The following is a 26,031-nucleotide window of genomic DNA, read 5'->3' as shown; positions in this document are numbered from 1 at the left end:
GACATTCTTAGACGAAAATTTATATTAATTTTGGCTACATAGGCTGATAGAATAAATCTAATTGCTGGTATTCAATAACAGAAAAAAAAAGCATTTCCCACCTGGAATACGAGACCATAATTGCTTAAAAGTTTTTCCTCAACGGTCTCGCCGTAACCCATCCGATAATTCCTGGTTGAAAATGGTTGACCATTATTGATCGCCACTTTTTATTTTTTTTCCCAGATAACATCATGTCCGGTTGAATACTTATAAATAAACGACTGAGGAGTCAGGAGTCAGGAGTCATGAGTCAGGAGGGAAGAAAGAATCAAAGAGGAGAAAGTTTTTTTGATCACGCTCTTATCCGGACATGATATAAGCGATCAGTTCATCAATTTCTGTTACTTCAGTTTTTTTTCCAAAATCCTGCGCGGATATCTATAATTAGGGTTTGCGGAGTAAAGTCTTTTTGCTGAGGTAGGGAGTAGAGACCCACCCCTCGCCCCTCCCCCTCCCAGGAGGGGAAAAAGGGAGTAGGGAGTAGTTAGGACGTAGAAGAAATGGGAATTACAGAGTAAGTGGCCAAAATAATATTAAGAGTGATTTTTCGGCTTTTGCTTCCCGAAAATGCTCATAAGCATGAACCTGAGCAACTGAAAAGCTCATACTTTTTCAAGACATAAAAAGCCTAAAACCAATATCAGTCAATGCTTTGATATTTAATCAGCAAGCCCTATATTAGACATCTCCAAGAATAAAAAATCAAATCAATTATCCCACAGAGACTATGGATTCTTTCCCCCTACTCCCTACTCCCTACTCCCTCTTTCGGAGGAGATGTCTATTATCTATCAGTCAAAAATATCAGAAAAATTATCCTTAAATATTACTTTAAAGGGGTGAAATACCTGAGTCTAGAGATTCCTCCCGGACATCAGCAACTAAATACTAAAATAGATAGTAATAGTAGTAATACTCTGTGTTGTCGTTTATGGTAGAAGTCCTAGCAGCTTTGTCTGCATCAGCAGCAGCAGGTATCAGAATAGCCTTACCGTTACTGTTAATCGGTTTATGGCAAAATGATTTATGGTCGAAAGTACCTCTGCTGTCCAATATTTCCCCACAAATAGTAGTGGGAGTTTTAGTTAGTTGGTCTTTATTTGAAATATTTGCCTCAAAACGGCTGTTAGGCCAACGCATTCTAAATTTAATTCAACTTTTATTCAGTCCAATAGTAGGAGCAATTATGAGTATGGCGATCGCCAAGGCCACTCATTTAGAAGACTGGTTAACGATCGTGATGGGAGTAGTTGGTGGTTTACTTGCCTTAGTGCTGCAACTTGTTCAGGTCGGATGGTTTTATCGATGGCGTGGTTTGCCTCTCTGGATGCTGTTAGTGCAAGATGTTCTGTGTATTTGCCTGGTAATTTTTGCCTTTGACGCACCACAACAAGGAGGATTAATTGCCTTACTATTGTTGTGGCTAGCAATTCGTAGCTATCAGGATTGGTATCGGTGTTATAAAGGACTTTAGAACCTACGTTCCGCACGACAAAATGTAGCATAGAAGAAGGAGTCAGGAGACAAGAGACAGGAGACAGAATTTAGAAGAAAATCATAGCTGCCGCGATCAAGTCAACAATTAAGTAAGTATTTATGCTTAATATTTCACTGAGAATTTGACTCCTGATCGAGGTAGATCAAGTAAGAAGTCAAAAGTCAAAAGTTAGAAGTTAGAAGTAAATTATAGTGGTCAATAGAAATCAACGATTAAGTAAGTATTTATGCTTAATATTTCACTGAGAATTTGACTCCTGATCGAGGTAAATGAAGATAATTTATATAGTATAAATACTTAAACAAGCTAAGGATTTTATACTAATTTTCATGTTACAAAATGTGGGTTTAAGGATATAGCACTACCCATGAAGATGAGGACAAGTAAGAAACTTCAAAACTCTTCACTGTAATGTTTTGACTTTAGCTGATAGCTGATAGCTGATAGCTGATAGCTATATAGATTAATTTTAGAAAGGGCATCGCTAGATGCCAAATGTCCCTATTCTAAAGTAAACCAGCCAAGTGTAATGGGCCATAACCAGTAATTAATTCCAACAACAAAGCCATAAACCCAAGCATTGCTAACCGTCCATTCCATACTTCTGCGGTGGTAGTCAAACCCCATTGCCATTTTTCTTGGGGATACATTTTGATAATTTTTTTCATCTGGATAGCATCGGAAAAAAGACGAGTAGGAGCATCCAGAGCTTCAACAACTAAATCTGCTAAATCGTTGATAAATACTGGATGGGTATTTAGAGCAGGCACTCGGTAAAAATTACTAATTCCAGCTTCTTCTGCCACCTCACGATATTCCATATCAATTTCTTGCAGAGTTTCAATATGTTCGGAAACAAAGCTAATGGGAACTACTAATAAATCTTTAACCCCATCACTGGCCAATTCTTGAATGGCCTCTTCAGTGTAAGGTTTCAACCATTCCACCGGACCTACCCGACTCTGATAAGCTAAGGTATGAGAGTTAGAACGATTCAAAGCCTTCATAATCTTATCGACACAGTCTTCAATTTCTGCCTGATAAGGGTCTCCTGCTTCTTCAACGTAGCTAACTGGTACACCATGGGCACTGAAAAAGATATGCACTTGTTCTGAGTTTGGACAGTTATCTAATTCTTGAGCAATTAATTCTGCCATGGCCTGAATATATCCTGGTCGTTGATACCAAGAGGGAATAACGGTATAATCAGTGTTCTGTAATTCTGGGTCTTTTTGCCAGAGTTGATCAAGTAATCTAAAGCTAGAACCGCTAGTGCTGATAGAATATTGAGGATAAAGTGGTAGAATTACTAACCTTTCTATTTGGTCGCGCTTAATTCTAGTGAGAGCTTCTTCTGTAAAAGGATGCCAGTAACGCATTCCTATATAAGTTTGAGCTGTTAATCCTTTTTCTTCTAACTGTTTTTCGATCGCCAAAGCTTGCTGTTCGGTAATGGACCTTAATGGAGAACCACCGCCAATTTCTTTATAATTTTCTTGAGACTTTTGAAAACGTAGGGTGGATATTAGCCATGCTAAAGGTTTCTGTAGCCAAGGAAAGGGCAAACGAATAATTTCTGGGTCAGAAAATAAGTTGAATAGAAAGGGACGGACATCTTCTAGTTGTTCTGGCCCACCTAAATTAAGTAATAAAACTCCAACACGACTCATAATATTAATCAGGCTCCAATTTTAATATTTGTTACTAAATTTAACATATTAATATTTTCTTAAGTATATTTTCTAATAAATTTAGAGTCAACTACTACCCCAAATCTATTCCAATTGAGCGATCGACTATAAATAAAATTTATACACTTTTGACTTTTAACTTTTGACTTTTGACTTATTAATCTCATGGCAACAATTTTAAGAGACTGGAGCTATAAATATCAATGGTTATATGACGGTATTTCCCGTTTAGCAGCTCTTAGTGTTGGCGGAGAAAGTAACTTTCGTCAACTAGCTTTACAAGGTTTAACCATTGAGCAAAATACTCAAATACTTGACCTTTGTTGTGGTAGTGGTCAAGCAACTAATTTTCTGGTTAAATACTCCCAAAATGTTACAGGATTAGATGCTTCACCACTATCAATTAATAGAGCGAAAAAAAATGTACCATCGGCTAAATATGTAGAGGCATTTGCTGAGGATATGCCATTCTCAAATAATCAATTTGATTTAGTACATACGAGCGCTGCTTTACATGAGATGAACTCTGAACAATTAAAGCAAATTATCCAAGAGGTTTATCGCATTCTGAAGCCTGGCGGAATTTTTACTTTTGTTGACTTTCATCGTCCGGTAAATATTCTTTTTTGGCCGGGGTTTGCCATATTTTTATGGTTATTTGAAACTGAAACTTCTTGGAATTTTATTAATACAAATATCTTGGAATTATTACAAGAAGTAGGGTTTTATTTAGTTGATACTGACTCACCTAAACCCCTTTTATATGCTGGTGGTAGTCTTCAGATAGTTCAAGTTAAAAAATAAAAAATAAAGTTGCTTAAAAATCTGTTTAACCTGTGAGTTATATGATAATTTGATAATTATGTTTAAAGTTGACCGAATAATTAATAATTACCCACAGGAAAAAATCTGTGTAGAGTTTTAGCATATATTGGTGAACCACTACAAATTTATCAATTGCTTCTGAGACCTGATAATTCTATAGTGAATCAAAGCTTCGATCCAGAAGATCATGATATGATTCAATTAGCTGGCTTTGGTTTAGCTACCTGGAGTAAAGGGACTCTTAGTGAAGATTATCCTTTTATTTATAAGGGTATCAAACCTCCATTTTATGACCGCAATTTAGGCTCCCTATGTGAGCGTCACGAAACAAATGTCCTTCTGTGTCATATTCGTGCTAGTGGCTATGATAGCCTTAATTATGAAGCTGTTGTTAATGAAAATAATTGCCATCCTTTTATTTTTCCAGGATTTCGGTTAGCTATGGCTCATAATGGTGGGGTAAATGGATTCAAGGAAATTCGTCTAGATTTATTAAATAGGTGTAAACCAGAGATTGTCAAATATGTAGAAGGTAGCACAGATTCTGAGGTTGTTTATGCACTGCTAATGTCTCAGTTAGATGAACCAACTAAAGATTGAAAAGTTGATGAGATGATTGAAGCTATTAAGAAAACAATTAAAGTTATTCTTGATGTTCAAACTCAACATAATTGTACGGGACTAAGTACTCTCAAACTATTTTTAGCAGATAGTAATGATGTACTTGTAGCTAATGTTGGAATTGGCTATAATCGAGAACTAAATGTGGAAGGAAACTGGGAAGATTTAAAAGAATATCCTAGAGGAACAAAAGAATTTTCTTTGTCTCGGTTAAAAGGTCCAGTTTGGTCATTGAAAGGGAAAAAATTTGGTAATTATGAAGGATATCAGATGGAACCTTCTAGTAATGGAAATGAAGATATTAGTTCTGTAATTATTTCATCTGAACCATTGACAGAAGAAATCGGAAATTGGTCAATGATTCCGTTTCAAAATCTTTGCTTTTTCAATCATAACGGGGGAAAACCAAAAGTTGAGATTAAACCTTTTGATATTGATTAAAAATTAAGTTTAATACAACGGTAAGACTTGGGTGAGGTTTGTAAAGTTGCTTCACTCAAGTTTGCTTTTTCTCAGATTGATTCAATCAAGGACAATTTATACTTTTAAATTTACTAATTAATTGTTAAAAGTTATTTTTGATAATTAAAATCGATTCGTGTAGGGTGTTTTAGGCGGCTATTATCAATCCCTGTGAAAGGTATTTAATAATCTTAGAGTGGGCAAAGAAAGCAAAATTTATTGTTACTGCTTCCTTTTCCCTGCCATCTTTAATAATAGGAATAAAAGGAAGTAGGGAAGGAAACAAAATTCGCACTTTTTAAGAGGTTGTCTGAGAAGTCTCATTTGCTACATCACGCGCCCCCGCGCATCCCCCAATTTTGGGGGACTTTATACCAGCTAATGGATTCTTGTTCCCCCCATAATTGGGGTACTAGGGGGGCAAAATTCAGTATTAAACAACTTTTCAGATATCCTCTAATGTACGTCTTGATGTTTCTTATAATTTAATATTAATTATGAATAAAAAATCAGGCTTCATAGCCCCCGCGCATCCCCCAAAATTGGGGAACTTTTACCAGCTAATGGATTCTTGTTCCCCCCATAATTGGGGGCGTTTGGGGGTAAAATTCAGTATTAAACAACTTTTCAGATATCCTCTAATGTACGTCTTGATGTTTCTTATAATTTAATATTAATTATGAATAAAAAATCAGGCTTCATAGCCCCCGCGCATCCCCCAAAATTGGGGAACTTTTACCAGCTAATGGATTCTTGTTCCCCCCATAATTGGGGGCGTTTGGGGGTAAAATTCAGTATTAAACAACTTTTCAGATATCCTCTAATGTACGTCTTGATGTTTCTTATAATTTAATATTAATTATGAATAAAAAATCAGGCTTCATAGCAAGTCTGATTTAGAAAAACTCACTTCTGGCTTTCCTATGGAATGCTACGCAAACAGCTAGAGGTATTATTAACTAATAACTGATAACCGAAATGAAAAACCAAGTTTTAATCATCGGTGGATATGGCAGAATTGGCAGTAGTGTTGCCAGAGATTTAGCTACTTATACAAACTCAGAAATTACTATTACCGGACGTAAACCAGAGGCAAATATCAAAGAAATTCCTATTCCTGGAGTTAAATATTTAGCTCTAGATTTAACAGATAAAGAAAGAGTCAAAAATATTATTCATTCTTATAGTAAATCTTCTGAAAATTTAGTTATTCATTGTGCAGGTCCATTTCATCATCGCGATACTAATGTTCTGAAAACTTGCATTGAAGTAGGTGTTAATTATGTTGATGTTAGTGACTATCGAGGTTTTACTTCTAAAGCTTTAGAATATTCTGAAGCTGCCAAACAAGCTAGAGTTACAGCAATTATTAATACAGGTATTTTTCCAGGAATTTCTAATAGTTTGGCTCGTCAATCAGTAGAACAATTTGATGAACCAGAAGAAATTCATTTAAGTTATGTCGTAGGTGGTTCCGGTGGAGCGGGAGTAACAGTTATGCGGACTACTTTTTTAGGTTTACAAAATCATTTTGAGGTGTGGAAAAATAACAAGTGGGAATTTGTTAAACCTTATAGCGATCGCCAAATTATTGATTTCCCCAAACCCTACGGAAAAATTGGAGTTTACTGGTTTGATCTGCCAGAATGTTTGACTTTGCCGACCTCTTTTCCCGTGAAAACTGTAACTACAAAGTTTGGTTCTTTTCCAGACTTTTATAATCATCTGACTTGGATGACTGCTCATTTATTTCCTGTTAGTTGGTTAAAGAATTCAGGGGTAGTAGAATTTTTATCTCAAGTTAGTTATAAAATGACTCAAGTTACAGATAAATATAGTGGTACTGGTGTAGCAATTCAAGCGAAAGTTATTGGTAAAAAGTCAGGGAAAAAAGCTAATTTTTGCTCGTCAATTATACATAAAGATACTGCAACTGTTACGGGCATTGGTGCTGGTGGTATTGCCGAATTAATATTGTCTGGAAAGTTGAATAAACCAGGTGTTTGGTCTGTGGAAAATAGTTTGTCTACTGAATTATTTGAACAAGTAATGAAGAATCGTGGTTTTGTGAAAATATGTGGTAAGAAATCTGTGGTTTATCAACTGAAAAGTTAGGGCTATTTCGGTATAATTAATGTTGAGGGTTTTATTACTTTAAATAAGTGTATAATTCTCCATAATGTTTAAAAAAGTAAGACTTCCTCGCATAATTTACTAAGCTCAAAGATGAAATTTATGTCAGAAATCAAAGAAATTTGCACTGTGTACCTAGGAAACTCAATGCTTGATGATGACTATACTCTTTATGAAGACGGACAAGTTAAAAGGTTTTATGATCGAAACCAATGGTCATTGAATAACGAAGAGTGGGTTGAGGTAAAAAATCTTAGCGATCGTATTAAGCAAAAATTGTTAGATAAATGTCCAGAAGATTATAAAAATAAGGCAAGACAACTCCTTAGTTTATAATCTTATACTCCATGTTGACAACTGATAACTGATAACTGATAACTGATAACTGAAAGAGTGCCTCCCATAATTTCAGGAGATGTACTAATTATGGAAGAATTTTCAAACATAATTTTTTCATCTTGACATTGTATATCTGTATTTTACCTTTAGAAAACTCTTTGGGAAGTTTTTTCCAATAAACATACTAATGGCTAATTAATCTTCCTTTACTAATCAGGACTTACGCACAGACACTAAATCCAATGAGGGCGAATGCCATTCGCCCCTACAGATAGTGGTTTAACAGTCAATTTGTGTAAGTCCTGACTAATATTAGCCATTAGTAGTGAAAATTTTGATACTCAAATACTACTAGCAAAATTATTCTGACTTAGCAGTAAAATTTCCTTCTTTGTGAGAGCGATCGCTAACTTTTTCTATCCAGTTGAATAACCGCTTTGAGACTTGTAGCTTACCGTTAATAATTGTGTCAGACAAGATGATTGTGGTTGCCAATATGGAGATACAAATTATACTCATATTACTAATTCTATACTTAGACTAGACCGTATAGTTTGATTATAATTACAATATATAACTACAAGTTTGATAATGTCAACTCAGAAAGAAAAAAAGCTAATGACCAAAATCAAGAGGTTGAAAAAACAAGGCCAGGGTGCTGTCTGTAAAGCAGAACAAATATTAAGAGGAGCAATACCAGAATTTCTGAAGAATGGTTATGCTTGTACCAGTATGGACAAAGTAGCTAAAGCAGCAGGGGTATCTAAACAGACACTATATAGTCATTTCACAGATAAAGAAGGATTATTCACAGCTTTAGTCAAGCGAATAGCTACCAAGAAATTTAATTTTGTCTGGTCACAACCACTTGAAGGAGAACCGGAACAAGTATTGCGCAATTTAGCTGATAGATTACTCACAGAAAACATCAACGATACTGAATATTTAGAATTTGTCAGATTAATTATTGCTGAGTCAGGAAAATATCCAGATTTATCCAAGTTATTTTTAACTCAAATAGCAAAACCAGCAGTGGAAATTCTGACAAAATATTTGCAAGAACATCAAGAATTAAACCTTGACGATCCAGAAGCAACTGCTAGAATTTTTGTTGGCTCTTTAGTATACTTTATTCTGAATCAAAAAGTACTCCATGGTATGGAAGTAATGCCAATGGAAGCTGGGCGTTATATTGATAATTTAGTAGGTTTAATTTCTATTAAAATCAAAAACAAAACGATTTGAAGAAGGTTTTAGGTGTTAGGTTATTCAACAATTAATAATTAATAATTAATAATTAATAATTAAATGATTCGGGTTTAAAGCCTCCCCTTTTAAGGAAAAAAAAGCGGTCGTTTGCGGAGCATTCCGTAGGATGGGATGGCGAGGTCTCCTCGCCATATCCAATCGACCAAGAGAAGAAATAATATTTCCTTATATTCAATTATGTAACGGTTTTAACCAGAGGTAATTATCAATTATCCATTATCAATTATCCATTATCAATTATCAATTAATGAACTCTCCTCTCCTTGAAAGCGAATAGGATTGACTCAAAGGAAAATTTTTTCTTGGTTCTCCTTTAAAGGAGAGGTTTTAAACCTTAATTATTCGGTAACCAAAAATCAAAAAATTGGGGAGTGTAGTTGAGGATACAGAATAAGGTGTTAGGTTTGAGGAAAAGTAACTTAAATCAAATTAAATCAAAATCAGAGTAATAATTATTAACTATAGCAATCAGGAATCAGATGTGAGAATTGAGGTGTTCCTTTAAATCATATTGCTATAGCAGTTTTCTTATTCTTATGTATTCGTTTCTTCCCTATTCCCTATTCCCTATTCCCTAGAACAAAAGTCTCCAATATCTCACAACTAAAATCATATTGCTATAGATTGAGAGATATTTAAACACTATTGAAAATCAACATATATGATTAGTTATTAAAAATTTAGGGGTAAAATTTATTAAAAAAAGTTTAAATCACTGGACAATAGAAAATAATTTATAATTAGTAACTAGGTATAACTTGCCAATTTACGCTACTCTATATATCAAAAATCTACTTAGTAATAGTTAGTCAAGAAAGTATGGCATAAATACTCAAATCAGTCTCGAAGACTAAGGACAAGCGCTAAAATCAGGACAAGATTACCAAGTCTAGTTAGCATCAACGATTAAATCAAGAAAAACTAATACTATACTAAGGACAAGCAAAAAAATGACTACACCCATTGTTGCCTTACAACAACCAAAAGATATTTCTCTAGGAGAAATAGAAGAAGAATTAAGTAAAATTTGGCTTAGTCAAAATGGAGGAAAAGCAGCACCCATTGCTACCAGAGCTGCTACCTTTAGCATGGTAATTTACGAACCAGAAGAATTTCAACAATTGCTAGGGGGATTAGGATTCTATGAAGGCCCCATTGATGGGATTCATGGGCCACAAACCAGGGATGGAATTAGAAATGCACAAAAGACATATCAACTGCCAATCACGGGTAGAGTAGACCCCAACACCCTAGCCAAATTGCGCGAGGAATTTGCCAAACAACCAGAAGACCGACAACAAATCGCAAACATTAATGTTAGAGGATTTAGTCTAGCAGACGCGATCGCAGCTCAAAACCCCTGTCGTATAGTTACTCTGTGCCCAAATATTGGGGAAGAAGATACAGGGGTAACAGCTCAAGTATCTGCCTACTGCCCAATTCAGAAGAAAAGCACCTCAAATCTAGTTTGTAGTGAATATGTAACCCTACGGGGAACAAAATCAGCAATGGAAAGGGTAGGTGAAACGGTAACATCATTAATGATTCCCGATCTACCTAAATTTGTATGGTGGAAAGCAACTCCCAACACAGACCAGGAACTATTTCAGAGTTTGTGTGAGAGCAGTAATTGCATAATTATGGATTCCTGTTACTTTTCCGATCCAGAATCAGAGTTTTTAAAGATGCAGGAGTTGATTGATAATGAAACCTATATTGCCGATCTCAACTGGCACCGTCTTTCAGCTTGGCAAGAGTTAACTGCTGCTACTTTTGACCCTCCCCAACGAAGAGCAGCTTTATGGGAAGTTGATACTATTACACTTGACTATGAAAAAGGAAATGCTGCTCAAGCACTAATGTTTTTAGGTTGGTTTGCTAGTCGTCTTGATTGGAAACCAGTTTCTTATGCAGAAGTGGGTGGTGACTATGATCTTACTCATATAAAATTTCATGGGCAAAATAATCAAGAAATTGTTGCCGAATTAGCAGCTATTCCTACTGCTGACTTTGGTGAGATTCCTGGAGATTTAGTCGGTGTGCGTTTGGGTTCGACTAATCCTAATGCTGATATTAATTGTTGTACAATTTTGTGTTCTGAAACTACTGGTTGTATGCGTTTGGAATCTGGCGGTAAGGCGCAGTCTTGTCTGACGGAGCAGGTAACAGCATTAACTGATCAGAAGGCAGAAGCTTTGATGGCGCAACAGTTACAACGTTGGGGAAGGGATGTTTTATATGAGGAAAGTTTAGAAATGACAGCACAGATACTGAAGTTAAACGGAAAATAGGAGTCAGGAGTCAGGAGTCAGGAGTCAGGAGTAAATTTTTAAAGGAGATTTCAACCCCTCCGCGCACCTTCCGGTTTCTATAAACCGGGGGTTTCAACCCAGATATGCTCAAAGCTGTTAAACGGAAAATAGGTAATGGGTAATGGTTCAACAATTAATAATGAATAATGAATAATTAATAATTAATAATTAATAATTAATAATTACCTCTTCTTTTCAAGGAGAGGATTGACTAAAAGGATAATTTTTTCTTCTCTTGGTCGATTGGATATGGTTAGGAAACCCATCCATCCCACCCTACGGGAAGCTCCGCTTTTTCCTACGGAATGCTTCCCTACAGGATGCTGCGCAAACGCAAACATGTCGCGCAGCGTTAACGGAGTTGTGCGCTAGCAAAACGACCGCTTTTTTCTCCTTTAAAGGAGAGGTTTTAAACCTTAATTATTCGGTAATAGGAGATGAGGAGGAAATTTGTTTAAAAGGAAGGAGCAAACTAATCTGTAGGGACGTTGCATACAACGTCCCTACCTATTTCCTACCCCCTAAGGACGAAAATCATAGCTAAATTCACCAACGCCTGATTTTTTAATTTTGACTGATAACTGATATAGCAGTTTCCGAAGCTATGAGGTACAGTTGTTTTTATTCTTTTCTGTTCCCTGTTCCCTCTCTTGGTGCGCGTTCCCTCTCTTGGTCAGCATTCCGCAAGCGAGCTGGCGTCGTCGCGGGGTCTGACCGCTTGCGTCTGACGCCGACGCGGGGTCGCACCGCTGTTCCCTGTTCCCTCAAACCTAAAATTTTGTACCTCATAACAACGGGAAACGCTGTAACTGATAACTGATAACTGATAACTTTTCTAGAGGAGTGTAATGAATGAGTGAAGTCCGTAACTGGTTGAAAAGTATTCCTGCTCAAGACAAAAAAACTGCTGTTCAAATGAAAGTTGGGGAGTTATTAGAAGCTGGAAATTTTCAACAGTTATATCAATATTTAATAGATTTTGATTTTATTAAGGCTAAAATTGCTGTTGATGACCTACAGGTATTAATAGAAGATTATAACTCAGTATTACACCCTTCAAAACCCTCAGATATAACTGCTCAACAAATAGAGACTTTGAGATTAATTCAAGGAGTATTTCGTCTCTCAGAAGATATTATAAAACAAGATAAAAAACAACTAATAGAACAACTTTGGAGTCGTTTAGTTGGTATTGAAAATCCAGATATTCAAAACTTATTAGATCGGGCAAAAAAAAGTAGAAGAACTGCTTGGTTGCGTCCTTTAGTTCCTACTTTCCCACCCCCCGATACAGAATTAATTCGTACTATCAAAGGTCATACCGCAGTTATCAATGCTGTAGTAGTTACAACGGATAATCAATACATAATTTCCGGTGCTAGAGATAATCAAATTAAAGTTTGGAATCTGGAAACAGGAAAAGAAATATTTACTCTCACTGGTCATAAAAAAGAAGTCACATCATTAGCAGTAACATCTGATGGAAAACTACTTATTTCAGCCTCAGCAGATGAAACAATAAAAATTTGGGATTTAATCGAAAAAAAACCAATAATTACCCTAAATAGACATGATGCACCAGTAACTTCAGTAGTTATTACACCAGACGAAAAAGAATTTATTTCTAGTTCTGATGATGGTACTATTAAAATCTGGAATCTAGAAACAGGGGAACTTCTTCACTCTATTAAAGCTCATAAAGCAGAAGTAAAATCTGTCACAATTACACAGGATGGAAAAAAAATAATTTCAGCTTCCTTTGATAAAACTATCAAAGTTTGGAGTCGAAAAACAAGGAAATTAATTAAGACACTTAAAGGTCATACTGCAGAAGTTGAAGGAGCTGCTGTTACGCCAGATGGAAAACGAATTATTGGGTACGACCTTGATGGAGAATGGGATTTCCTTTTCGGTTGGATTTATGTTTGGGATATAAAAACAGGAGAACAAATATTTCAATTATCTGGTCATGATAGTGTGGTTGAATCTGTAGCAGTAACTCCTGATGGTAAACACTTAGTTTCTGCATCCGGTGATTCAACAATTAAAGTTTGGGATTTAGAAACAGGAAAAGAAATTGCTACTTTTAGAGACCATCGTCGTTATGTAAATGATATTGTCATTACAAGGGATGGTAAACTAGCAATTTCTTGTGGTTCTGACCCCAGTATAAAAGTTTGGGATTTAACAAAAGTTTGGGAAAATAATCGGGTAAATTATACTCCTATTGGTCATATAGAAGAGATTAATGCTGTTGCTATTGCTCCTAATGGTAAATGGGCAATTTCTGCTGCTTGTGACTTTAAATTAAAAGTCTGGGATTTAACAAATTTTTCTGAAGTTTGTACTATAGAAATAGAAGGCTTTAGAGTAGTACATTGTTTTGCAATTACTCCAGATAGTAAACAGATATTTATTGGTTTTAGTAGTTCAGAACCTAGTACTGAAATCAGAAAAATGAAATGTCGTAATCCCAGAACTCAACAAGAAACATTTTGTTTTTTATCCCCTTTACATTTAGGCAATTTCATGGTAGTAACTCCAGAAGGTGAAGCTCTTATTTCTGGATATTGGGAACACCGTGGAATGAAGATTTGGGATTTAGAATTAAAGCAAGAAGTTGGCTATTTAGGAGGTCATGAAGAGGAGGTATCTTGTATAGCAATAAGTCCTGATGGTAAGTATGTTATTTCAGGTGCTCACGATACAAATGTTATGGTTTGGGATTTAGAAACAGAAGAAAGAGTTTTGGTTTTGACTGGTCATGATGACTTCGTTAATTCTGTTGCAGTGACTCCCGATGGTAAGTATGTTATTTCAGGTTCTTATGATCATGATGTGAGAGTTTGGAATTTGGAAACAGGGGATAAAGTTGGTGTGTTTAGAGGTCATGAAGCAATTGTATTAGATGTTGTAGGATTAGCAAATGGTCGAGCTATCTCTGCTTCGGAAGATAATACTTTGAAATTGTGGGATTTAAAAGCTAAGAAGGCGATCGCTACTTTTATCGGAAGTAGTGGATTCAAACGTTGCGCAGTTGCACCGGATGGGAGAACTATTGTTGCTGGTGATTATTTTGGGAGATTACATTTTTTATATTTAGAAGGTTAATGAAGGAAGAGGGAAGAGGGAAGAAGGAAGAGGGAAGAAGGAAAAATATTGCTAAAAATGTAGGTTGGGTTGAACGGCAGTGAAACCCAACAAAATCTTACTACTGTTGGGTTTCGTCTAATGTTGGGTTTCGTCCCTCAACCCAACCTACATTGATTGCACTACTTTAAAATTTACTGTTGTTGTTGACTTGCTGCTTCCGACTGAGCAACTGCTGCGGCAAATTCTGGATTTTGTTGTAGGTCTTCTGGAACTTCTCTTGCTTCATCTAAACCGATAGTATTTGACCAGTTGGTTTGATTATCCCATGTGATATTATTGAGGTCAGCACCTCTGAGGTCGGTAAGAAAGGAGTCGGCACCACTGAGATCGGCATTACTAAGGTCAGCACCTCTAAGGCTGGCATAACCGATGTCGGCATGTCTGAGGTTGGCACCTTTGAATTTGGCATCAAAAAAATCGCTATAACTAAGGTCAGCATAACTAAGGTCGGCATTCTCAAGGTCGGCATTCTCAAAGTCAGCATAACTAAGGTCAGCATAACTAAGGTCGGCATATCTGAGAAAGTTACCTACTATTTCCACAAAAGCATTCTTCCCAAGACATTGACTATAACCAATAATCCCCAATAGTCTTGTTTCCTCAAAATCTTCACTACCACGTTTACCACAAGGATAAAAATGCAACTGCTCTCGCAACTCCTCCTGAGACTGCCCATAACGATGCAACTCAAACAACAAAATCATCACATTCAACCCCGTATAAATATCCACCCGACGTTGCCCAGACTCAATACCCCACTGCCACAACTGCCTCGTCTTTTTCTGAGGTAAAACTTCCTCCCTCTCCTCAATAAACTTCCCATCACTCCAGTCTAGATAAAACCCATGCAACCGCTCAAACAACACCACCAACTCAACCTGACTTTTCACCAACAACGCCATCAAATATTCCACAACTTCCGCTGTCAAACTCCCATAACCAAACAGATCGTAAACCTGCCATTCCAACTCTTCATCAGATACAGAATAAGTAATTTTACGTCGTTTCTCAGTTTTCTCCGTTAAATATTTCAGACTTTCTGCCATCCGCTTTGCACAGAGAAACTCACCAAAACTCTTATGAAAAAACTCCACCGAATTTTCTGCCGCTGCTGCTGATTTCAAATAAAAAGCAGCTAAAGCATTTTTCAATCCATCCTCTCGCTTATTTTGCCGAGCATTCTCAATTAAATCTTGCAAATCTTTATATCCCTGTTTCACCAGTCGGTCTTCAATCATTTTTATTGCAGCATATTCTCCACCAGACTGCACCACACACAACCCTGCTTCTGCCAACAAAATTTCTAAATCTTCTGGCTCCAACTTCGTAATTTCAGGATTAAGATTTCTGCCATCTTCTACTCGCTGCTTCTCCAGCACCCACTTCAACGCTTGCTCATAGACCGAGACTTTCGCCCCACCAACATCAGCATTAGCAAACATCTCTACTTTTAACTGCTTATCCCGGTGCATTGCAGCAAGCAAATACAACAAAAGTGGTTCCCGCGCCAATTCCTGAACCTGCTCCGGACATTCCTCACTCTGCAAAAATTCCCGAAATTTTTTTGTTTCCTCCTCCGCAACAATAGTCTGCCACTTGTCAAACCACCGTTGCTGAATTTCGTCATCCATCGGCAAAATACTCACCCGCTCTAAATTTGGTGGCATCAACCTTTCAATTCCATAAAGCGCCAACGGTCTACCTGTAATTAAAACCCGATGACCGCGCTCGTTATTTTCTGCGGCCTGTTTCTGAAACTGTTCCACCTGGTCTAAAAATACTTTCAACTCATTACTTGCACCACGCTCCAACAACAATTCATCAAACCCATCCAGCAAAAACAGAAATCGAGTATTGTGGTCTGTCAACCAACCACTATCAGTCTTAACAAAATCCCAACCTACTGCATCAGCTAAAGTCTCATCAATATTTGCTGCAAAATTTCTCACATCCCGCAACCGAATCAAAATAGGTGTATATATAGGATGTAATTCCTGGCGCACCCAGTCGGCAAACATTCGGCAAAATACACTTTTTCCTCTTCCCGGTCCTGCTTGAATAAATAACACCTGTTTGCGTTTCTTTTCATCCAACAAAATTGTTTTTGCCCACTCCTCAATATTCTGAGGTGTTGCTGTTTGTTCAATTTCTCCATTAGAGTTAACAGTTTTTACTTCAAGTGGTACATAAATTTGTCGAAAAGTGAATTTTTCATCAAATACTTGTTCGTCTGGTTTAGTAGCAATATTCTTCTCTAAATATTTATCGATACTGCCATAAATTTCCAAATCTTTCTGCCAACCATCTCCATAAATTCCGGCTAATTTTTTAGCATTGTCTTTCACCACTGCCACTGCTTCTTTCAGATAACGGTGGGTACTGCGAGAGATTCTTTCAGCGACTATTTTTGCAGTATTTTCATCTAAACCAGATTCTTGTAGACGTTTCACCAAAATTTCATCAAACTTTTCCCTCAAAGGCGAATCATAGAAACAAATTAAAGTATCCCTAGCATCTCGGTCATTAAAATCTATTTCTTCATCCAAATTTTTAATCTGTTTTTGTACCGCTTCCGATGCCTCAGTTTCTGTCAGCTTTTCCGATATTTCAGGATGGTCTATTAAAAATCTTCGTAAACTTTCTAAATAAGCCACCTGAGCCACCAATTGTACTTCATCTTCTAAAGTAGGCTCCTGACGAGTTTTTTCAATAATAAAAGTAATAATTCCAGTTGCAATAGGCAAAAAAGGTAAACCTGCTCCAACAACTTTTCCCAGGGGAGAATTTAGTACATCCAAAACAGAATCAATATTTTCAATAAAAGGTTTTAACTCTTTAGCATCCTTATTTTCTTGTAGAGCTTTTGCTATTTCCAAAACCGCCTTACCAGACTCAACTCCACCTTTAACAGTTTCAGATAAATTCAATTCTATTTCTGTGTTGAGAAATTGCCAAATATTCCGCCAGAGTTTACTTGCCATAGTTAATATTTCCTCCTTTAATTTTTGCTCAATATATTTGGATATCTACAGTTTGATTTCTGTAAATTCCCGATGTTAAAAAAATTGGGCGTTGCTGATTATGGGTCTGATTTTGCCCCCCTAACCCCCCAATTTTGGGGGGAATAAAACTCTAAAAGTCCCTCGTGATCCCCCTCCCGTCCCCCTTGGAAAGGGGGAAGCCAGATGTTGCTGCGCTTTTTGTTGAACGGGGGATTTAGGGGGCTTGACTAGAACCAAACAATCGCGCATTCATACTTCAATTCAGCAACGCCAAAAATTGTAGTCCAGTAGTGGACTGACACATCTAATTTTATGCATTAGATTATTGAGGTGGGGGCGAGTTTACCCAGTCGTGGGTGACACCATTAACTTAAGGCGGAACTCGCCCCTACTATTGTATGTTTACTTGCCTCCCACACTTCCCACACTTCCCTACTCCCCCACTCCCCTACTCCCTCACTCCCTTACTAACAAATTCTTATTGGCAGTACTCCCGTATCCAACATTACTACTCTGCCAATAATTCTACTTTCAGAATATTCCTGCTGTAACGCCTGCAAACAAGCACTTGCTGACTCCGCAGGTACAGTAGCAAGCAATCCACCAGAAGTCTGTGGATCAAACAACAATGGATAAAGAACATGGGTACTTACCTGCTCCGAATTTTGAATTGATGCAGACATCCGCAGATTTTCCGGATACAGCGAACTAAAAATACCTTGCTGCAAAATTTCTGCCACTCCAGGCAACACAGAAATCGCCTCCATTTCCAATTCCACAGCAACTTGAGAAGCTTTCACCATTTCCAGCAAATGTCCTACTAATCCAAATCCCGTCACATCCGTACAAGCAGTCGCACCGTATTCCAATAACAATTTGGCAGCATTCTGATTTGAAACCAACATTGATTTTATCGCACTTTCAATCCAACGTCCCTTTGCTCGTAGACGCATATCCGCAGCAAATAACACTCCCGTACCCAACGCTTTCGTCAAGATCAACACATCTCCCGACTGCATCCCACTGTTGTACAATAGTTTCTCCGAAAATGCTAAACCATTGCAGGTAAGACCAAAAGCTAATTCTGCTCCCTCAGTTGTATGACCCCCCATCAAAACAGCACCTGCTTGATTAAGAATTTCCGTTGCTCCTAATAACAATTGATATAAATCATCCTCTTGTTTAGTAGATGAAGCATAAGGAATAGTAGCGATCGCCAAAGCACTTTGAGGTGTTGCTCCCATGGCAAATAAATCGCTCAAACAATGATTAGTCGCAATCTTTCCCAATAAATAGGGGTCATCTACCAATGCCGGAAAATAATCAATAGTCTGCACCATCACCTTATCTGTTGGCACCCTAACTACTGCAGCATCATCAGGAGTATTCATACCAATCAAAATATCATCCCTCTGTATTTGCTGTTGAATACGGTGCAGTACTTTCTCCAAAACCTTACTACCTACTTTTGCTCCACAACCAGCACAGTGCATAATTTCGGAATCTTTCCTCTTTCTACTCTTCCCTTTCCCAGAGGAGGGATAACTTCTACCTTCCATCTTCAGGTTAGTAAACTTATCCATAAATTTGCGGTCAATGTGGTCTTTCCAACGCCAGAGTAAAGACTCAGGACCAAATCCAATTTGGCCACGAGAAGCGATCGCTCGTTGGTCTCCAGTGCCAATTAAAATCAGGAATTTTTTCTGAGGTATAAATGACTTCAGAGGTTTTCTCTGGAGAGCGCGTTGTAAATTTTCCAATAAGGGTTTTCCTTGTCGTACTGCAAAAACTCCAGCTTTTGGCCGTGAATGGTTAACCATTGTTGCCACATCTCCAGCAGCAAACACTTGCGGATGAGAAATTGACTGTAGTTTGTCATTGACTAAAATAAAGCCACTGGCGTCTGTTGCTAACCCCGCTGTTTGTAACCAAGGTGCAGCAGATGCTTGAGTTACCCAAAATAGGATATCGCATTCTATTTGTAATCCCGAATTACACTCAATAATTTTGGGTGCAAAGTCTAGAATTTTCCGCTCACTCATCCGTGCATCCGTGGCAAAATCACTGTCTTGCCCATCCTTACTCTTCACCCCAGTCACATTTTCTTCTAAATGCAATACCACACCGCGACTTTTCAGAATTTTCTCAACTTGCTTTCCCACCCAACGATGGCGTCCGGGTAATAGTCTTGTACCTCGATGAAACAGATGCAACTCCAGGTTATTAGTCGGTTGTCTAGCATTCTGATAAATGTTGTGGAGATGACTTTGTACAGCAAATGCTAACTCCACACCCCCGACACCACCTCCAACTATTCCGATACAGATTTTTTGTTCTGGTAACTGAGCAACTGTTGCTGTTATCTGATGCCAATAGGTGAGAAATTTTGATATGGGTTTGACAGGAATACTATATTCTCTTGCTCCCGGTACAGTTAAGCTAGCGGGAGTACTGCCAATATCGATGGATAGTACATCAAAAGTTACGGGTGGACGGTTAGCACAAATTACCTGATTTTTTTCCAGGTTTAGACCAATGGCGCGGTCTACAAATATCCTAGCTCCGGCAAATTTTGCGAGGGGATGCAGGTCAATATGACATTGGTCGAAGGTATATAAACCTGCCACATATCCAGGTAGCATCCCAGAATAGGGAGTATGATATACATCTGTAATTAGGGTTAATCTTACTCCTGGCATGGGGTTCATCGCAAAATTTTTAATGGCGATCACGTGGCTATGACCGCCCCCTATTAGTACAAGGTCTGTTTCTGTTGCTATGGATGATTTCATTGTTATTAATAATATTTAGTTATAGTATCAGTAAGGAAGAAGGAAGAAGTAATAAACAAATCAGAAAAAAAGGAAAAACAATCTAAATAGGTATATTAGACTTGTCGCGAAATAAAACCTTAAAGTGAAATGGGAAAATTCTGGCTTTCAATCATTAAATTATCCTGCCATTAAGTAGAAATTCCAGAGTCCAACCGCAGTGAACATGAAGCGATCGTCGCGCATCTTTAATGTGATTTCGATACAATCCTCTCGCTGCATTATATCTCTTTACGCCAGATATTGTCTGTTCACTTTTGACGCGGTCGCTACTTTTTTCTTGATTGAGATGTTTTTGTTGGTCAGTTAATTCCTGAGATCGAGGTTTTTTCGTGGGTCGGATTGATGTTGACAAATTCCTTCTGTCATCCCTGGAAACCCAAATCTACATGAATTTTCACTTCATCAGGTACAAAATCTACCAATTTTTCTTCATCTAATATAGAATCCGGTTATACAGTAATTGCAAAATTACTTTCTCTTAATACAGATGTTCTACTGAATACAAATTTAAAAATTCATGCTATTTCAATCTTTTCTTTCTCCTGACTCCTGAGGACTGACTCCTGACTCCTAGAGCGATACGATAACTAATTACCCGGATTCTATATAACTGCCGAATGCCCATCAACTTTTCCCTCTCTTGCTTTCGAGCGGACGAGGACTCTTTGATCAAGGTCAGTCATGACCAGATGTTGACTCCTATGGCACTTTTTTTTACCTGAGTAATGATTTTTCTGCTTTTGGTGGTCTTTTAGACCCTGGATTGGCCGTTCTGTACCATCGATCATCACCTCTGTGGCAGATGGAAACCTGGTAATCAATTCTTCAATGCTCTGTAACTTACGTTTTGGCAAGGCCATTTTCTGCCCTAAAGCACTCTAAGCGCAATGGCTGTAGTCTTAACATCCATCCGGTGTGCTCTGCTGCGGTGCAAGTCAAACAACACTCCTGGCACATCAAAGGTAGGGTAGCACTTAAAGTAGAACCAGATCAAAAATAACTTGTATGAAGCTTGTAGCAATGGCGCTTTTCTTCCTCCTCCCAGAGGTCGGAGTCTTGATTTTTGGCAAAAGAGCGTTCGCGGAGCGTGGCGGAGCGCCGTATCGCTTCCGAGTCAAGTTGGACACAAAAAGCTTGTAATAATTCATCCAATGCCTTACGGTTTAGTCCAGTCAATGCCCGCACTGAGGCGGTCTTCTTTTAGCACCCGATTGATATCTAACATTGTCCCATTTCAAACACCCTACTAACTCTATACTTTACCTTATAAAGCGACAAGTCTAATAATTAACAATTACCGAATAATTAAGGTAAAAATCCTCTCCTTTAAAGGAGAAACAATGAATTAATTTTGCTTTTATTCAATCCTCTTCCTTTTAGGGAGAGGTAATCATCAATTATCAATTATCAATTATCAATTATCCATTATTGAAAGCGCTGTCGTATTAACAAATCTACAAATCTATCCTACTTATAATGGTTTTCTAACAACTCACGCTGCATATTAGTTGTAGTCAGCCTCACGCTACTCAAGGCTTTGGACTATGCCACGCTCGAAACCAAGAGCTTAAAAAGCTTACCATAAAAAGATTACAAAATTGGTGGGAACGCTTACAGCAGTTTCTCTAGTTTTAGCCCTATATATTAAGATAATCGTGAAGTGGATTTTAGAAATATGCTCATATATGGACTATTAATTTTAGTAATTATAATATTTCTCATCCGTTCCTCTAGTTTAAATGTGATTCAAGAACCGAAAACTTGGACTTCATCAGAGCGAACAAGGTCAATTTTCCTCTTTCTATGGAAGTTTCTTAGCTACATGGGCCTGTCTGCACTTTTTATCTCTCTAGGACTTATGATGGGCATTATTGGCTATCATTGGGTAGCGGGTTTGAGTTGGATAGATTCTCTAGTAGAAGCTTCGATGATTCTTAGTGGTATGGGACCAATTAGTCCCCTCTCAACTACTAGCGCGAAAGTATTTGCTTCTGTCTATGCACTCTTTAGTGGTTTGGTTTTTGTCATAGCGATGGGAATTCTTTTATCTCCTTTGGTCTATAGTTTGTTAAGTCAATTTCGTGTTCATCTCAACAATGAAAACTACCAACAAGATGAGCAATTAGCAAAATGATTGAGATGTAGAACTGAAAAATAAATGTTTGCAAATCGTTACAGTTAAATATCAACTTATAAGAGCTATCTTCTGATTTTTAATGGCTCCCAAATTGGTTCTATACTGAGATTAATCTGGCTTTCACAAAAGCTTTTTTCAAAGTTCTAACTAATCTTTGAGCTTGATGTTTATAAAGTGGTTTAGGTAATATTCCTGGCAAATTATTCATTAATTCTCTAGCTTGATTAATGCTACATCCAGAAATACCAATAATTTCATTTGCTCCTTGAAATATGGCATATTCTGATGGAGCAGATTCAATCATAACTTGCCAAGTAGGTTGTTTTATTTCGCCATTTTCAATTCTTTTTAAACCATTAATTGTTGCTAAAACAATTAGGCGATCGCCTACGGTCAATCTAATATCATCTGAAGGCATTAATTTTGATTCATTTGGTGGCTTTTGATATAATATTGTTACTACTCCATAACCATAAGCTATTTCAGCTAATATTAATCCATTTAAGGTATCTCCTGGCTCAATATTATATTCAGTTACTAATACTGTTTGATGGTCTATCCTAAATAAACTTAATATATTTTCTCCAAATGCTGCTCCGGCAAAAGCTTCTGCTACAACAGCGGAAGTACAAATAAATGTAGAATATGGTAAAAGTTTGGCTAAGTTATTGCTAAAACGTTGTTCAGAAGTACGAATTACTAAACGAATATTTGGATTAACAGCGTAACCCATTAATGCTACTTCTAGATTTAACATTTCATCATTTGTAACAGCAATAATTCCTTTGGCAGTAGTTAAATTTACTTTTTCTAGAGATTTAATTATATTACCTACAACTAGAGGAATTTGAGGGGTTATATCTGATTCAGTTGCTGTAGAACTAATTGCTACTAATTTCTGTTTAAATCCTTGTAATAAACTAGCTACTCGCTGACCAACCCTTCCTAAACCAATTATCACAACATGGTCTTGAGTCGGAATAGGATTTTTTCTGGCAAACTTAAATCTTGTACTTAATAATCTTTCTGTAATTAAACCATTTAACAAAGCTACAAAAATAATTCCTACTAATGTTACGATCAAACTAAACAATTGCAGCCACCAAGGAAAGTCCTGCTCTAGTTTAATACCACCAAAAATATCTCCAAATCCTCCTAGTAATAAAACTGCTGTACCATAAAAAGCTTCTCTTAAAGTTGCCTCTGGATAGTAAAGCAAAAATAGTAATGTACCACTGAATAAGAAAATTACTAAAATTAAGGCACTAGAAAAAACTAAGTTACGAATTGGGTTTTCGTGAATCCAATTCCAATAGTTAATGACTAGATTTTTAACATCCGTTGGTTGAATTTTTAAAATTGAGTGAAATCTTTCCCATAATTTAAACTGGTTTTTCTGAGATTTTTTTTGATTACTTGTAGTAGTCAAAAAATCTGGTTTTTCAATATAAATTATTCGGTCGTTTGCTTGAATTAATTCATCACTATCCCAATCATAAAATTCTGATAATAATTGAGTATAATTAGTCGCGTAACTAATGACTTTTCGATGACGATTATTGAGCTGATAAACATGACGATTATACCAAGGCATATCTGGTTTTATTTTACGTTTGACTATCTTTATTTGATATTTTTCTAGGTAAAAAAAACCGATAATTTCTGAATCTAAAGCAGCAACGGCAAAAGCTGGTGCAGGTAATTCCGTAGGTTCAAATGCTACATAATTTCCTAGTTGTTGACCTAATAGTTGATTGAGATTTTCTTTTGCAGAACGGACTACAAGACGAATTTGAGGATTAATTAATCTTGCTGCTAGAGCGATCGCTAAATTTATTCGTTCGTTACTTGTAACAATAAGTATTGCTCGACACTGTTGAACTTGACCTTGTGTCAAAATACTAGGTTCTCTTGCATCTCCAATAATTAATTGGTTCAACTGTGAAAATAAGTCTGAAACTTCCCAATGTTGAGGTTGTATAAGATCGATGGCGTTAACAACTACACCAAACTTTTTTAGAGCAGCTACACAATGTTGTCCTAAACTACCTAACCCACATATTAAAAACCTATCTATTGATGGTGAGAATAAAGTATTAGTTGTTGAATTTGTATTGTGATATTGATTGTTAGGAGTTGATGAGGACATTGGGTATCTAATACCAAATTTCAAACACTTTTCTATGTTTCCTTGAGCAGAGGGGTGGGTAGGGACGTTGCATGCAAAGTCCCTAGACAGTAGTAAACATAAGAATAATATACACTCACTGGCTAATAATTGCTCTTAACGTTATGGAATCCTGCTAATTATTTAGTCATTCAAGTCTTGTATAAGTATACCATTATTTTTGATAAATGGTATAATACCAAGGGTGAAAAAAAAATGTGATTAATCATAACAGGAATTAAAATATTTTTGGTCAGATATTTCTTTAGATAAAAAAGGGATATTAAAAGTAAGAAATGATATTTAAGCTATTTATTCTGACTAGGTGACTCCTAGAAAGATTCTAGCTATTTATAGCAAACATTTATTAAACTGGTATAAATTATTCATATAGCAGGCAACAAGCAACAGTGGGAAAAATTTTTCCCCTTCTAAAATTCATCATCGCTCTATACATTAACTGCTCTGGCAGTGGCTATATCATGTTTATTGGTATTATCCACTACACATAAATTGATTAATAATTTGTAGATGCTAATTATTTTTTTTGGTTGACCAACGCCATCTTAAAAAAGCAATAACTTCTTCTGGTAACAAAATTAGATGAGGTTCATCCGAGATTAATAGCAACCAGTCTTCTTTTTGCTGGAGTAGTTTCCATATAGGTGTTCTGGGATGGGATACTATCTGCCAAGAACCGAGTAAATCATGATTACAAAAAAATCCAAATTTTTGAGCATGATTGATGATTACATCTGTCATTATATACAGCTCCTAAAAGTCATCTTTCTTAGTTAGAATATATCAAATCTGCTTTAATACTTAGATCAACAATTTAAAGAGAATCGAATAATTTTATACTATTTTTATTCTTACTATCTATCAGCAATAAAGCAAATTTATTTCTCAAATATTATAGCTTTAATTTAAACTTAGTCAAGTATTTAATTTTTTTTAATGATTAACTCCATCTTTCGCTAGATTTAAGGATAGCAACTAACTTAGTAACTGCACCGATAAAATTTGTATATACAATTACTACTGTAATGTTGTATAGCAATGTGCGCTGGCATATTTACAAATTGCAGGAATTATCCAATAGCTAAAAATTTTATATTATAAGCTTTTTATTCCCCTCCTGGGAAGGGGAGGGGCGAGGGGTGGGTTCCCTATTGCCTGTTACCTGTTGCCTGTTGCCTGCGCGCAGCGCTATAACTAAGAGTGAGCGATCGCTTGTCAGAAAGTTCTACCTTTAAATATAGTCTTTATTCATCTTTGTCTGGTAAAGAACAGAAATAATATCGGCGTTGCTTAAATGTAATGATAATTAGACATCTAGTCCACCCATAGGGAGTAGGCAGCTTTGCTGTAGGCAGTAGGGAACCCACCCCTCGCCCCTCCCAGGAGGGGAAGAATTGATAATTTCTTTGGGATATAGATATTGATTTTTGATTCTTGGAGATGTCTATTAGCTGAAGGTAAAATTGAAAAACTGATGTTTTGCGCCCAAAGTTAATCTCAAAATCATTACCACTCAGCAACGCCA

General features: G+C 36.8%; 20 protein-coding genes. 10 read left to right on the top strand and 10 right to left on the bottom strand.

The features are described from left to right. Positions 1–973: 973 nt before the first annotated feature. Positions 974–1,516, top strand: coding sequence for a DUF4126 domain-containing protein (locus tag D5R40_RS06340; protein WP_124144130.1), 543 nt, complete (start codon positions 974–976; stop codon positions 1,514–1,516). A 530-nt stretch (positions 1,517–2,046) separates the two neighbouring features. Here the strand turns inward: D5R40_RS06340 and hemH are convergent. Next, complete coding sequence (hemH, locus tag D5R40_RS06335) at positions 2,047–3,210, bottom strand: ferrochelatase (protein ID WP_124154387.1); 1,164 nt, start codon at positions 3,208–3,210, stop codon at positions 2,047–2,049. A 186-nt stretch (positions 3,211–3,396) separates the two neighbouring features. On the opposite strand from hemH, the gene D5R40_RS06330 reads away from it, so the two are divergent. The 5 genes from D5R40_RS06330 (at position 3,397) to D5R40_RS06310 (ending at position 7,608) form a co-directional block, all read left to right on the top strand. Next, positions 3,397–4,035: a class I SAM-dependent methyltransferase gene (locus D5R40_RS06330; protein ID WP_124154386.1), complete on the top strand. Its 639-nt coding sequence runs from the start codon at positions 3,397–3,399 to the stop codon at positions 4,033–4,035. 153 nt (positions 4,036–4,188) lie between these two features. Next, complete coding sequence (locus tag D5R40_RS06325) at positions 4,189–4,656, top strand: class II glutamine amidotransferase (protein WP_124154385.1); 468 nt, start codon at positions 4,189–4,191, stop codon at positions 4,654–4,656. Between the two features lie 12 nt (positions 4,657–4,668). Continuing rightward, positions 4,669–5,118: a hypothetical protein gene (locus D5R40_RS06320; protein ID WP_124154384.1), complete on the top strand. Its 450-nt coding sequence runs from the start codon at positions 4,669–4,671 to the stop codon at positions 5,116–5,118. A gap of 999 nt (positions 5,119–6,117) precedes the next feature. Then, the gene (locus tag D5R40_RS06315) at positions 6,118–7,254 is read left to right on the top strand and encodes a saccharopine dehydrogenase family protein (RefSeq protein ID WP_124154383.1); all 1,137 of its coding nucleotides are present in this window, start codon (positions 6,118–6,120) and stop codon (positions 7,252–7,254) included. Between the two features lie 147 nt (positions 7,255–7,401). Beyond that, positions 7,402–7,608 (top strand): hypothetical protein, encoded by a 207-nt coding sequence (locus D5R40_RS06310; RefSeq protein WP_124154382.1) that lies wholly within the window; start codon positions 7,402–7,404, stop codon positions 7,606–7,608. A 363-nt stretch (positions 7,609–7,971) separates the two neighbouring features. On the opposite strand, the gene D5R40_RS34710 is transcribed toward D5R40_RS06310, so the two are convergent. Further along, positions 7,972–8,130, bottom strand: a complete 159-nt coding sequence (locus D5R40_RS34710; protein ID WP_161564943.1) for a hypothetical protein — start codon at positions 8,128–8,130, stop codon at positions 7,972–7,974. A gap of 99 nt (positions 8,131–8,229) precedes the next feature. On the opposite strand from D5R40_RS34710, the gene D5R40_RS06305 reads away from it, so the two are divergent. The 3 genes from D5R40_RS06305 (at position 8,230) to D5R40_RS06295 (ending at position 14,303) form a co-directional block, all read left to right on the top strand. Then, positions 8,230–8,856: a TetR/AcrR family transcriptional regulator gene (locus D5R40_RS06305; RefSeq protein ID WP_124154381.1), complete on the top strand. Its 627-nt coding sequence runs from the start codon at positions 8,230–8,232 to the stop codon at positions 8,854–8,856. A 974-nt stretch (positions 8,857–9,830) separates the two neighbouring features. Beyond that, the gene (gene opcA, locus D5R40_RS06300) at positions 9,831–11,171 is read left to right on the top strand and encodes a glucose-6-phosphate dehydrogenase assembly protein OpcA (protein ID WP_124154380.1); all 1,341 of its coding nucleotides are present in this window, start codon (positions 9,831–9,833) and stop codon (positions 11,169–11,171) included. Between the two features lie 873 nt (positions 11,172–12,044). Next, the gene (locus D5R40_RS06295; protein WP_124154379.1) at positions 12,045–14,303 is read left to right on the top strand and encodes a WD40 repeat domain-containing protein; all 2,259 of its coding nucleotides are present in this window, start codon (positions 12,045–12,047) and stop codon (positions 14,301–14,303) included. A 173-nt stretch (positions 14,304–14,476) separates the two neighbouring features. On the opposite strand, the gene D5R40_RS06290 is transcribed toward D5R40_RS06295, so the two are convergent. The 5 genes from D5R40_RS06290 to D5R40_RS06265 all read right to left on the bottom strand — a co-directional run bounded on the left by D5R40_RS06290 (position 14,477) and on the right by D5R40_RS06265 (position 21,357). Next, positions 14,477–17,326, bottom strand: coding sequence for an NACHT domain-containing protein (locus D5R40_RS06290; protein ID WP_124154378.1), 2,850 nt, complete (start codon positions 17,324–17,326; stop codon positions 14,477–14,479). 488 nt (positions 17,327–17,814) lie between these two features. After that, positions 17,815–20,139 carry a slr1591 family oxidoreductase gene (locus D5R40_RS06285; protein ID WP_124154377.1) on the bottom strand — a complete coding sequence of 775 codons (2,325 nt, stop codon included), beginning with the start codon at positions 20,137–20,139 and terminating at the stop codon, positions 17,815–17,817. Between the two features lie 154 nt (positions 20,140–20,293). Continuing rightward, the gene (locus D5R40_RS06280) at positions 20,294–20,533 is read right to left on the bottom strand and encodes a transposase family protein (RefSeq protein WP_161564942.1); all 240 of its coding nucleotides are present in this window, start codon (positions 20,531–20,533) and stop codon (positions 20,294–20,296) included. Between the two features lie 250 nt (positions 20,534–20,783). Then, positions 20,784–21,041 (bottom strand): transposase family protein, encoded by a 258-nt coding sequence (locus D5R40_RS06275; protein WP_124154375.1) that lies wholly within the window; start codon positions 21,039–21,041, stop codon positions 20,784–20,786. Between the two features lie 130 nt (positions 21,042–21,171). Next, positions 21,172–21,357, bottom strand: coding sequence for a hypothetical protein (locus tag D5R40_RS06265; protein ID WP_124154374.1), 186 nt, complete (start codon positions 21,355–21,357; stop codon positions 21,172–21,174). 682 nt (positions 21,358–22,039) lie between these two features. On the opposite strand from D5R40_RS06265, the gene D5R40_RS06260 reads away from it, so the two are divergent. Next, positions 22,040–22,315, top strand: coding sequence for a hypothetical protein (locus D5R40_RS06260; protein ID WP_205127613.1), 276 nt, complete (start codon positions 22,040–22,042; stop codon positions 22,313–22,315). 100 nt (positions 22,316–22,415) lie between these two features. Here the strand turns inward: D5R40_RS06260 and D5R40_RS06255 are convergent, their stop codons facing one another. The 3 genes from D5R40_RS06255 to D5R40_RS37475 all read right to left on the bottom strand — a co-directional run. Then, positions 22,416–24,467: a potassium channel family protein gene (locus D5R40_RS06255; protein ID WP_124144120.1), complete on the bottom strand. Its 2,052-nt coding sequence runs from the start codon at positions 24,465–24,467 to the stop codon at positions 22,416–22,418. Positions 24,468–25,019: 552 nt separating this feature from the next. Continuing rightward, a complete protein-coding gene (locus tag D5R40_RS06250) occupies positions 25,020–25,247 on the bottom strand; it encodes a hypothetical protein (RefSeq protein WP_124144119.1) in 228 nt (75 codons plus the stop codon). Between the two features lie 503 nt (positions 25,248–25,750). After that, on the bottom strand, positions 25,751–26,031 hold a 281-nt coding region (locus D5R40_RS37475; protein ID WP_205127612.1), incomplete at its 5' end, for a hypothetical protein.

The organism is Okeania hirsuta (assembly GCF_003838195.1).
Lineage (GTDB): Bacteria > Cyanobacteriota > Cyanobacteriia > Cyanobacteriales > Microcoleaceae > Okeania > Okeania hirsuta.
This window is presented reverse-complemented; position numbering and strand designations above follow the sequence as displayed.